Here is a 9,822-nt window from a genome sequence, read left to right as displayed (position 1 = left end):
GCGACTTCCTCGCCGAACTGCTCTGACACCTCGGCGCTGGTGGCGGTGGTGTCCTCGATTACATCGTGCAGCAAGGCCGCGCACATGGTCGCGGCATCCACGTGCAGGTCGGCCAGGATGGTGGCGACCGCCAAAGGGTGGGCAATATAGGGTTCGCCGGTTTGGCGCTGTTGGCCGGAATGGGCGCGTTCGCCGTAGGCATAGGCGCGGCGTATCGCCGCAATGTCGTCCGGCGTCAGGTAGGCGGCAAGCTGCCGGGCCAGTGTCTCGAAGCCGCTCGCCTGGACCGCTTGTGCGGGTGCGCTCAGGGCGCCTCGCCCGCCTCGGGCACGGGCCCCTCGACGCGGGCTGCCGCATCGACTGCCTGCTCCCAGCCGTTGGCGTCGCGCTCCGCGGCCAACTCCTCGGGCGTCATGAACAGGTGCAATTCTTCAGGCTCCATCACGCTGCGGTCGATCTTGCCGGCGGCAATTTCGCGTAAGGCAATCACCGTTGGCTTGTCGTTTTCAGGCTCCACCAAGGGTGTGCGGCCGAGCGACAACTGACGCGCCCGGCGGGCTGCCATCAGCACCAGATCAAAGCGGCTTTCGGCCTTGGGAAGGCAGTCTTCAACAGTAATGCGGGCCATGGGCATAAACCTGAAAGTGCGTGAAGCGAAGGCGACAGTTTAGCAGGATGTCAAGCTCGACCTGGCGTGCCTGTGTCCGTGGCATCGCAAGGACTCGTGTGGCGCGCAGTCGTCACGTAGCCAATACAAAATGGTGCCCGGAGCCGGACTCGAACCGGCACGGCCGCAAGGCCGAGGGATTTTAAGTCCCTTGCGTCTACCTGTTTCGCCATCCGGGCGTCTGGCGTGAAAATCGCATGTTAGCAGGGGGTGCGCCGGTACGTTTGGTGCCGCTGAACGCGCGTTGCTTGGTCTGCATGCCCTCTGCGCGCAGCTACTCGACGCGCTGAATCATAGTCACCGCATAATTGGCGGCCATGCCCCGCCCCTCTGACATTCTTCGCGCCACCTTCGGCTACCACGCGTTTCGGGGTCAGCAGGAGGCCATCATCGACTGTGCGGTGGCCGGTGGTGATGCGCTGGTGATCATGCCGACCGGCGGCGGCAAGTCTCTGTGCTACCAGGTGCCGGCGCTGGTGCGGGCCGGTGTCGGTGTGGTGGTGTCGCCGCTGATCGCGCTGATGGACGATCAGGTGGCGGCGCTGCGGGAGCTTGGCGTCGCGGCGGCTGCGTTGCACTCGGGCCTGCCGCCGGGCGCGGCGGCAGCCATCGAAAAAGATCTCATCGCCGGGCGGCTGGATCTGGTCTACATGGCGCCGGAACGGTTGCTCGGGGAGCGCACGCTGGAGCTGCTACAGGTCGCGCATCCGGCGTTGATCGCCATCGACGAGGCGCACTGCGTATCGCAGTGGGGGCACGATTTCCGGCCCGAGTACCTCGGTCTTGGGGTGCTGGGCGAGCGCTATCCCGGCGTGCCACGACTGGCGCTGACCGCCACCGCCGATGGCCCGACGCAGCGCGACATCGTGAAGCGACTGGGCTTGAACAACGCGGCGATATTTACCGCCAGTTTCGATCGGCCGAACATCCGCTACCACATCCAGCAGGGCGACCGAATGCGGGACCAGCTGCTGGATTTTCTGGATGCCCGCCACCGTACCGACACCGGCATTGTCTACTGCCCGACCCGGCGCCGGGTGGAAGAAACCGCCGCCTGGCTTGAGAAGCATGGCCGGGTGGCGGTGGCTTACCACGCGGGAATGCCGGCCGACCAGCGCGCCGCCAACCAGCGCCGCTTCCTGCGCGAGGATGGGCTGGTGATGGTGGCCACGGTGGCGTTTGGTATGGGTATCGACAAGCCCGACGTGCGTTTTGTGGCGCACCTGGGCCTGCCCAAGAACATCGAAAGTTATTATCAGGAAACCGGCCGCGCCGGTCGCGATGGTCTGCCCGCCAACGCCTGGATGGGTTACGGCCTGGCCGATGTGGTCGGCGTGCGACAGCTGCTGGCCAACAGCGATGTGCCCCAGGAGCGGCGGCGGGTCGAGCAGGGTAAGTTCGACGCTCTGCTGGGCCTGGTCGAGATCACCGATTGCCGGCGCCAGGCGCTGCTGAACTATTTCGGCGAACAGATGGCCGAGCCCTGCGGCAACTGCGACAACTGCCTGGCCCCGCCGGCCACCTTCGATGCCACCGTGGCGGCCCAGCTCGCCCTGTCGTGCGTCTACCGCACCGGCCAGCGCTTTGGGGCCGGATACCTGATCGACGTGCTGCGTGGTGGGGACGATCCGCGCATCGCCAGCCTTGGCCACGACACACTGGCGGTGTTCGGACGCGGCAAGGAGCGGCCGGCGGCGCAGTGGCGGGCCATCTACCGGCAACTGGTGGCGCGCGGCTATGTGAGTGTGGACATTGAGGGTCACGGCAGCCTGCGTCTGACCGAGCAGGCCCGCCCGGTGCTGCGCGGTGAGCAGGCGCTGCTTCTGCGGGAGGAGGCGACGGCGATCGCTCGCCGTCGCCAGAAACGCGCCGGCGGTGGCCAGGCCGCGGTGCCGGCGGCTGATCAGGCGCTGTTCGAAGCCTTGCGGGCCGAACGGCGGCGCCTGGCCGAGGCGCACAACGTGCCCGCTTATGTGATTTTTCACGATGCGACGCTGGCGCAGATGGCCGCCGAACGGCCGCAGGCATTGGCTGAGCTGGCGCAGATCGGCGGCGTCGGTGCGGCCAAGCTGGACCGTTACGGGGCGGATTTTCTGGTCGTTCTGCGCACGGTGGCGAATAGCTGAGAAGACGCCGGAGTGGTCGGCGTTTCCTGCGGGCCAGGGATGGCCCGCCGCGTAGGGAAACGCTGAGGGATTCAGTGTTTCCCGCAGCGCACGGATGCGCTGCCAAAATCCGTGGGGGTTAGCCACTGATTTTGTGAGTCATCGGAAAACCACGCTTTTCCGATGGCGGGCGCTGAGAAAGCCAGGATGGATTTATTCAGCGCTAGCCGGACCGGGCATCAGCCGCCGGTCATGGACATGAAGCGGATGACTTTTTCCGGCTTTTCGCGGAATTCATGCCGCTCGGGCTTCAGGCCAATCGCGCTGCGAATGGCGGCTTCCAGTTCGGCATCGCTGGCGCCGGCCCGCAGCATGGGGCGCAATTCGTAGCTGTTGTCCTGGCCCAGGCACAGGTACAGCGTGCCGTCGGCGGCCAGACGCACGCGGTTGCAGGTTTCGCAAAAGTGCTGCGAGATCGGCGTGATGAAGCCGATGGTGGTTTTCGAGCCGGTCACGCGGTAGTAGCGTGCGGGCCCGCCGCCCGGTTGCAGGTCCGGGATCAGGTCGAAACGTTCATTCAGGCGCTCGCGCACCGTCTGCAGGTTCAGGTACTGGCCGGTGGCGTTGCGACCGGTGTCGCCCATCGGCATGGTTTCGATCAGGCGCAGGGTGAAGTCCCGTTCGGCGCAGAACGCGACCATGTCCTCGATTTCGTCGTCGTTGACGCCGCCCATGGCGACCATGTTGATCTTGACCGGCGCCAGACCCGCGTCCCGCGCCGCCTCCAGGCCGCGCAGCACCTTGTGCAGCTTGCCGCCGCCGGTGATTTCCGCAAACCGGTCCGGGCGAAGCGAGTCCAGGCTTACGTTGACGCGCCGCACACCGGCCGCCTTGAGCGCCGACGCAAACTTGTCCAGGCGCACCGCGTTGGTGGACAGCGACAGATCGCTCAGGCCGGGCAGGGCCGACAGGCGGCTGGCCAGGTCCGGCAGGTCGCGGCGCACCAGCGGTTCGCCGCCGGTCAGGCGGATGCGCTGCACGCCGAGGCGCACGAAGGCCCCGACCACGCGCTCGATCTCGCTGAAGGTAAGCCAGTCGTCCGGCTCGTGGAAGCCGTCGAAGCCCTTGGGCATGCAATAGCTGCAGCGCAGATCGCAGCGATCCGTCACCGACACGCGCACGTATTCAATGCGCCGCTGGAACGGGTCGATCAGGGTCTGTGTGGGGGTGTCGGGGCTCATGGCGGCGACTATAACAAACCGCCCGATCGGGATTGCACCGCCGGCAATTCAGCCAGTGGCCAGCGGGCGCGGGCGCCGCAATCCGGGCCGACGCGCTCGCCGGCCATAAGCCGCAGGCAGCCGGCGTAGGCAATCATGGCGCCGTTATCCGTGCACAGCTGGGGAGCCGGATAGCGCACCTCAAAGCCGTCGGCATTCGCCGCAGCTGCCAGGGACGCCCGCAGGTGCTGATTGGCGCTCACCCCGCCGGCCACCACCAGGGTATGCAGGCCGGTCTGGGCCAGCGCGCGTCGGCACTTGATCAGCAGTGTGTCGACCACCGCATCCTCAAAGGCACGGGCGATGTCGGCGCGGTGTTCTTCCTGTGGGTGAGCCTCGATCAGCAACCTCACCTGCGTCTTCAGGCCACTGAAGCTGAAGTCGAGGCCAGGTTTTGCGGTCATGGGTCGGGGCAGGGTAAAGCGCGCGCTGCGCCCGTCCTGCGCCAGCCGCGCCAGCGCCGGGCCACCGGGGTAGGGCAGGCCAAGCAGCTTGGCGGTTTTGTCGAAGGCTTCACCGGCCGCGTCATCCACTGACTCCCCGAGAATCGTATAAGCGCCCAGACCATCCACCCGTACCAGCAGCGTGTGACCGCCGGACACCAATAGCGCCAGAAACGGAAACCGCGGCTGCGTGGCGTCCAGCAGCGGCGACAGCAGGTGCGCTTCCATGTGATGCACGGCAACCGCCGGAATGCCCTGCGCAAAAGCCAGGCTGCGACCGATGCTGCTGCCAACCAGCAACGCGCCGATCAGGCCCGGTCCGGCGGTGTAGGCAATGCCGTCGAGTTCAGCGATATCAATGCCAGCCTCGCGCAGCAATTCGCGCAGCAGGGGCACTGTGCGTCGCAGATGATCGCGCGAGGCCAGCTCCGGAACCACGCCGCCGTAAAGCGCGTGCAGCGGCACCTGGCTGTGCAGCACATCCGCCAACAGGCCGCGCTCGCTGTGGTAGAGCGCCAGGCCGGTTTCATCGCAGGAAGTCTCTATGCCCAGAACCAGCATGGTGTGTCCGACCGGTGTACGACTTTCGCCGAAGGCAGAAGTGCCGGTAGAATCTAGCACTTTTCGCCACCTGGCTTTTCCGGAGCAGCTTCGGGCCGGTGTTGATTCATTTCGCCGATGACAGTCGGCACACGAGGTATGCATGCCGGTCGTTCAGTTACGCGAAAACGAGCCCTTTGATGTTGCCCTGCGTCGCTTCAAGCGCACCTGCGAGAAGGCGGGCGTGTTGTCCGAGGCGCGTCGGCGCGAGTTTTACGAGAAACCGACGCAGGAACGCAAGCGCAAAGCCGCCGCGGCGGTGAAGCGGCATCAGAAAAAAGTCTCCCGCACGGGCCGGGGTGCACGCCGCACGCGCGGTGCCCGCCTGACCTGAACGCCATGTCCGTGAAGCAGCGCCTCGACGACGACGTCAAGGCCGCCATGCGCGCCCGCGAAAAGGAGCGCCTGGTTACGCTGCGCCTGATCACTGCCGCCATCAAGCAACGTGAAATCGACGAGCGCATCGTGCTCGACGACGCCCAGGTGCTGGCGGTGCTGGACAAGATGGTCAAGCAGCGGCGCGAGTCGATCAGTCACTTCGACGCTGCCAATCGTCACGACCTGGCCGACAAGGAGCGCTTCGAGCTTGGCCTCTTGCAGGGCTACATGCCGGCGGGGCTGGAAGTGGCCGAAATCGATCGCCTGGTTGCCGGGGCGATTGCCGCCACCGGTGCATCGGGTGTCCGCGACATGGGCCGCGTGATGGCGCACCTGAAGCCGCAGGTCCAGGGCCGTGCCGACATGGCTGAGCTGAGCCAACGCGTGAAAGCGCTGCTCGGCGGCTGAGGCTCAGGCCGCACAGTCAAGGTGCCATATGCGCGCCATCGATTCATGACCCGCCGCCAGCTCCTGTTTTTGGGCACTGCCCTGTGGGTCAGCTCTGTCGCTGCGGCGCCGCTGATTGAATTACAGGCCGTGCTGGGGAAAACCGCGGTGTTGGAGGTGGATGGTCAGCGTCGCTTGTTGCAGGTAGGGCAATCCAGCCCGGAAGGGGTGCGTCTGCTGCAACTGACACCCGGCGCGGCCAAGCTGCAAATTGATGGCCAGGTGCATGACTACCCGCTGGGCGGACGCGCCGGCGGCGCGCTGCCGGCAGGCCGAGTTCCCAACGTACGCATCGACCGCGACCAAAGCGGTATGTACCTGACCAGCGGGGCCATTAACGGCAAGACGGTGGAGTTTCTGGTCGACACGGGTGCGACCACCGTGGCTATCAACGACGGTACCGCCCGCCGGCTGGGTATTGATTACCGCGCCGGTAACAAGGGTCTGGTGGAAACCGCCAGCGGCATCACCGAAGCCTACGCCGTGACTCTGAGCGAGGTCAGCGTTGGCAATATCAGGCTGCCTAACGTAGCGGCGGTCGTGATCAGCGGCCCGCAGCCGAGCCGGGTGCTGCTGGGCATGTCGTTTTTGTCCCGAACACAAATCGAGCACGCGCACGACACGCTGATACTGCGTCGCAAGTATTGAGCTGGCTGGCGCTCAGGCGACGGGTTTTTCGATCAGCGCGTACGCTGAGTGGTTGTGGATGGACTCGAAGTTCTCCGCTTCCACCACGTATCCGGCCAGGCGTTCGTCGCGATTGAGGCTGCCGGCGATGTCTCTGACCAGGTCTTCGACGAATTTCGGGTTGTCGTAGGCACGCTCGGTCACATATTTCTCGTCCGGCCGTTTCAGCAGGCCGTACAGGTCGCACGAGGCCTGCGCCTCTACCAGTTCGATCAACTCTTCTATCCACACGGGTGTGCGCAGGTGTGCCGTCAGCGTGACGTGCGTACGCTGATTGTGGGCGCCGTAGTCGGAAATCTGCTTTGAACACGGGCACAGGCTGGTGACTGGAACCACCAGACGCGCGGTGAGCTGCTCCTGGCCCCCGGCAATTTCACCAATGTAGCTGACCTCGTAATCCATCAGGCTGCTGACGCCGGTCACCGGCGCCGCCTTGTTGACGAAAAACGGGAAACTCATCTCGACATGGCCGGCGCGCGCCTCCAGCCGCTCGCACATTTCGCGCAGCATCTCCCGGAAGGTACCCAGCGAAATCTCCCGCTCGTGGCCGTTCAGGATCTCGATGAAGCGGGACATGTGCGTGCCCTTGAAGTTATGCGGCAGATGCACGTACATGTTGAAGGTGGCCACCGTGTGCTGTTCGGTGCCGCTGCGCGAGAGGATGCGTACCGGGTGGCGAATGCTCTTGATGCCGACGCGGTCGATGTCCAGCCGGCGGCTGTCCGGTGACGCCTGGACATCAGCGATTTGCGGCACGGCCGGCTCGGATGGCTTGTTCATGGTGAGTTTCCTGACGGCATGGCAGGGCCGCCGATAGGGGGAAGTCAGCGACTCCGGTGGAGACAGCTTCGGTAGGCCACGTCCGCCGATTGTACCGGCCGCGGGCGGCGGCGCCAGTCACAGGCACTCGTGGGCACGTCAGGAGCCCGGACCGCTAAGTGGTACACGCTTGCGCTGTCCGGGGTCGCGCCGCGACCGGGTCAACGCTCGCCACCCAGGCCCACAGGACGAGTTTGCCTTGAATGGCGGGTGCGTGCTGACTCTGGCGCTGGTGACATACCCGATGATCATGGCCTTGGCGCTCGGGTCATTCAGGGTGTCGCTGGGCGCGAGCGCGTTAATAGCCAGTGTGGGAACTGGCAGCGCGCGGGCGTTTGCGATCATTGCCGTACGCGGCCACCGGCCAAACTGACTTTCAGGCCCCCAGGACTGGCGGACCCTGGAGCGTGGCTGGCGGTCAGCTACGGGCGAAGAACTGCACCACGTTGCCGGCCGGATCGCGGCAGGTAAAAAAGCTGCCGTGGCCGCCCATGCCGATGACTTCGCTCACGGCGATGCCCTGAGCGGTCAGGCCCGCGCGCGTGGCGGCCAGATCGTCCACCTGCATTACCACGGTTGCGTTCTGGCCCGGATCCACCTGTCCAGGCGCCGGAGTTCCGATGGCCACCTGGGTGCCGCCGACGTCGAACTGCGTCCACTTGTCGCCGTCCTGGAACTTCACTGCCAGGCCCAGTGTGTCGCGGTAGAAGGCCAGTGCGGCGTCCATGTCGGGTACCACGTAGTAGACGTTGGTGACTTTGCTGATGGCCATGGCGGGTCTCGGTGGCGGGTATCGGCGCTATTGTCCCACGCAGGACACCGGTGGTTGCTGTGGGACAATCACCGCCGGCAACCCTCGCGAGCCCGATTTCGTCATGAATTCAGCCGTCAAACCTCCGCGCAGCCTGATTGCCGCCGCTGCCGACGCGATCCGGGACTTCGACCTGATCCGCGACGGCGACCGCATCCTGGTCGGCGTGTCCGGTGGCAAGGACAGCCTGTCCCTGCTGCATGTGCTGCTGCATTTCCAGGGTCGCGCGCCGGTGCGCTTCCAGATTGGCGCGGCCAACATCGACCCGCAGATGCCCGGCTACGACCCGAGCCCGCTGGCCGCTTACGTCGAGAGTCTGGGCGTGCCGTACGTCCAGGCCAGCTACAGCCTGGCGCGAGCGGCCAAGGGTTCGTTCAAGGGGCAAACCCTGTGTGCCTTTTGCTCGCGCATGCGACGCGGCAAGCTGTACGGCCTGGCTCGCGAGCATGGCTACAACAGCCTGGCGCTGGCGCATCATCTGGATGACGTGGCCGAGACGTTTCTGATGAACGCGTTTTTTGGCGGCAAGCTGCGCGCCATGCCGGCGGCGTACACCAATGACGACGGTGACCTGCGCGTGATTCGCCCGCTGGTCTATGCCCGTGAGCGGCAGGCGGCGGCCTTTGCGCAAAGCGCGCCGCTGCCGGTAATCCCGGATAACTGTCCGACCTGCGATTCCGCGACCCGCCAGCGCCAGCATATGAAGGCTTTGCTCGGGGAACTGGAAGCACAGCATCCGCGGCTGTACTCGGTGCTGCGCACCACGCTGGCGCCGTTGCTGCGGGCGGACGCGACCGGCGGCCTGCCCATGCCCAGCGCCGTGAAGGTGCTTGCGGACCTGCGGCGGCGGGAGCCGGTCGAGGCACTGCCGGTCGACTGAAGTCGTCGGCAGCCAGTCCCGCCCCGGCATCACATATCCATCAACCGCCGATAGCCGTTCCAGAACCCGCGCACCGGGTCTTCGCTGGCCATGAAGGTGGTATCGGCGGCCACGCTGCGCCCGCCCATCTCGATGATGGCCTCGGTGCCGCCGTCCCTGGCGATGCCCTGCTGCACAATCTCGATGGCTAGGCCGTCCTCCATCGACACCAGCCCGGCCGGGCCGATCAGGTTGATCTGCTTCAGGCGCATGTCGGTCAGTTCCTGATCCTCGTCCGCATAGCCGAAGAAGGTGTAGTGCACGGTCACGCCGTCCGGGCCGTGCGGCTCGAACTGGCGGATGTTCAGCACGTTGGCGATCTGCTGCATCATCATGATCGGGAACACGTCGATGATCACCAGGTTGATGCCGTCGTCCCACTCCATCCTGCCCTTTAGCAGGCTGCCGTCTTCCAGCTTGTAGGTGCCTTCCTGGTAGGTGTGGGCGGCTTCCTGCATGCCCTGCTGGCGGGCCGCCTCGTCTTCCTTGCCGACGTAGGTGTAAAAGCAGGTGTGCAGACCGTCTTCGGTGATGTGTAGCTGGCCCTTCTGGCTGGCCCGAAATAACCCGAACGTCGCAAAGAACAGGTGCAGCAGGCTGGCGTGATAGCCGTCGCGCGGGTTCTCGGCGTACAGCTTCCAGTTGCCCCGCATGTGCTGGTGCTGG

At 65.6% G+C, this 9,822-nt stretch carries 12 protein-coding genes and 1 tRNA gene; 5 read left to right on the top strand and 8 right to left on the bottom strand.

Annotated features, from left to right (window positions below):
• The 3 genes from ABZF37_RS12045 to ABZF37_RS12035 form a co-directional block, all read right to left on the bottom strand.
• On the bottom strand, positions 1 to 215 hold a 215-nt coding region (locus tag ABZF37_RS12045), incomplete at its 3' end, for an HD domain-containing protein (RefSeq protein WP_372720242.1).
• Positions 216 to 304: 89 nt separating this feature from the next.
• On the bottom strand, positions 305 to 628 hold the full coding sequence (gene rpoZ / locus ABZF37_RS12040; protein WP_372720240.1) for a DNA-directed RNA polymerase subunit omega: 324 nt from the start codon (positions 626 to 628) through the stop codon (positions 305 to 307).
• A gap of 131 nt (positions 629 to 759) precedes the next feature.
• Positions 760 to 846, bottom strand: a tRNA-Leu gene (locus ABZF37_RS12035).
• 138 nt (positions 847 to 984) lie between these two features.
• Here ABZF37_RS12035 and recQ point away from each other — a divergent pair.
• Positions 985 to 2,793 carry a DNA helicase RecQ gene (gene recQ / locus ABZF37_RS12030; protein WP_372720238.1) on the top strand — a complete coding sequence of 603 codons (1,809 nt, stop codon included), beginning with the start codon at positions 985 to 987 and terminating at the stop codon, positions 2,791 to 2,793.
• 218 nt (positions 2,794 to 3,011) lie between these two features.
• Here the strand turns inward: recQ and moaA are convergent, their stop codons facing one another.
• Entirely contained in the window at positions 3,012 to 4,013 is a 1,002-nt protein-coding gene (gene moaA, locus ABZF37_RS12025; protein ID WP_372720236.1) for a GTP 3',8-cyclase MoaA, read from the bottom strand.
• 8 nt (positions 4,014 to 4,021) lie between these two features.
• Positions 4,022 to 5,056: a tRNA (adenosine(37)-N6)-threonylcarbamoyltransferase complex transferase subunit TsaD gene (gene tsaD / locus ABZF37_RS12020; protein WP_372720234.1), complete on the bottom strand. Its 1,035-nt coding sequence runs from the start codon at positions 5,054 to 5,056 to the stop codon at positions 4,022 to 4,024.
• A 142-nt stretch (positions 5,057 to 5,198) separates the two neighbouring features.
• Here tsaD and rpsU point away from each other — a divergent pair, with 142 nt between their 5' ends.
• From rpsU to ABZF37_RS12005, 3 genes are read left to right on the top strand one after another with little or no spacing between them, the layout of a single operon-like run.
• Complete coding sequence (gene rpsU, locus ABZF37_RS12015) at positions 5,199 to 5,429, top strand: 30S ribosomal protein S21 (RefSeq protein ID WP_372720232.1); 231 nt, start codon at positions 5,199 to 5,201, stop codon at positions 5,427 to 5,429.
• A 5-nt stretch (positions 5,430 to 5,434) separates the two neighbouring features.
• Entirely contained in the window at positions 5,435 to 5,881 is a 447-nt protein-coding gene (locus ABZF37_RS12010) for a GatB/YqeY domain-containing protein (protein WP_372720230.1), read from the top strand.
• 45 nt (positions 5,882 to 5,926) lie between these two features.
• A complete protein-coding gene (locus tag ABZF37_RS12005; protein ID WP_372720228.1) occupies positions 5,927 to 6,568 on the top strand; it encodes a TIGR02281 family clan AA aspartic protease in 642 nt (213 codons plus the stop codon).
• Between the two features lie 12 nt (positions 6,569 to 6,580).
• On the opposite strand, the gene folE2 is transcribed toward ABZF37_RS12005, so the two are convergent.
• Positions 6,581 to 7,387, bottom strand: a complete 807-nt coding sequence (gene folE2, locus ABZF37_RS12000) for a GTP cyclohydrolase FolE2 (RefSeq protein ID WP_372720227.1) — start codon at positions 7,385 to 7,387, stop codon at positions 6,581 to 6,583.
• A 457-nt stretch (positions 7,388 to 7,844) separates the two neighbouring features.
• Positions 7,845 to 8,198, bottom strand: a complete 354-nt coding sequence (locus ABZF37_RS11995; protein ID WP_372720226.1) for a VOC family protein — start codon at positions 8,196 to 8,198, stop codon at positions 7,845 to 7,847.
• 103 nt (positions 8,199 to 8,301) lie between these two features.
• Between ABZF37_RS11995 and ABZF37_RS11990 the strand changes: the two genes are divergently transcribed.
• Positions 8,302 to 9,117 carry an ATP-binding protein gene (locus tag ABZF37_RS11990; RefSeq protein ID WP_372720224.1) on the top strand — a complete coding sequence of 272 codons (816 nt, stop codon included), beginning with the start codon at positions 8,302 to 8,304 and terminating at the stop codon, positions 9,115 to 9,117.
• Positions 9,118 to 9,146: 29 nt separating this feature from the next.
• Here ABZF37_RS11990 and ABZF37_RS11985 read toward each other — a convergent pair.
• The coding region (locus ABZF37_RS11985; RefSeq protein ID WP_372720222.1) for an SRPBCC family protein at positions 9,147 to 9,822 on the bottom strand (676 nt) is incomplete at its 5' end.

The organism is Immundisolibacter sp. (assembly GCF_041601295.1).
Taxonomy (GTDB): Bacteria; Pseudomonadota; Gammaproteobacteria; order Immundisolibacterales; family Immundisolibacteraceae; genus Immundisolibacter.
This window is presented reverse-complemented; position numbering and strand designations above follow the sequence as displayed.

What these genes read in the sequence shown, in the direction of transcription:
- folE2 (WP_372720227.1), bottom strand. Translation starts at nt 7,387, where the DNA reads ATGAACAAGCCATCCGAGCCGGCCGTGCCGCAAATCGCTGATGTCCAG.
- ABZF37_RS11990 (WP_372720224.1), top strand. Translation starts at nt 8,302, where the DNA reads ATGAATTCAGCCGTCAAACCTCCGCGCAGCCTGATTGCCGCCGCTGCC.
- recQ (WP_372720238.1), top strand. Translation starts at nt 985, where the DNA reads ATGCCCCGCCCCTCTGACATTCTTCGCGCCACCTTCGGCTACCACGCG.
- ABZF37_RS12005 (WP_372720228.1), top strand. Translation starts at nt 5,927, where the DNA reads ATGACCCGCCGCCAGCTCCTGTTTTTGGGCACTGCCCTGTGGGTCAGC.
- rpoZ (WP_372720240.1), bottom strand. Translation starts at nt 628, where the DNA reads ATGGCCCGCATTACTGTTGAAGACTGCCTTCCCAAGGCCGAAAGCCGC.
- ABZF37_RS12010 (WP_372720230.1), top strand. Translation starts at nt 5,435, where the DNA reads ATGTCCGTGAAGCAGCGCCTCGACGACGACGTCAAGGCCGCCATGCGC.
- rpsU (WP_372720232.1), top strand. Translation starts at nt 5,199, where the DNA reads ATGCCGGTCGTTCAGTTACGCGAAAACGAGCCCTTTGATGTTGCCCTG.
- ABZF37_RS11995 (WP_372720226.1), bottom strand. Translation starts at nt 8,198, where the DNA reads ATGGCCATCAGCAAAGTCACCAACGTCTACTACGTGGTACCCGACATG.
- tsaD (WP_372720234.1), bottom strand. Translation starts at nt 5,056, where the DNA reads ATGCTGGTTCTGGGCATAGAGACTTCCTGCGATGAAACCGGCCTGGCG.
- moaA (WP_372720236.1), bottom strand. Translation starts at nt 4,013, where the DNA reads ATGAGCCCCGACACCCCCACACAGACCCTGATCGACCCGTTCCAGCGG.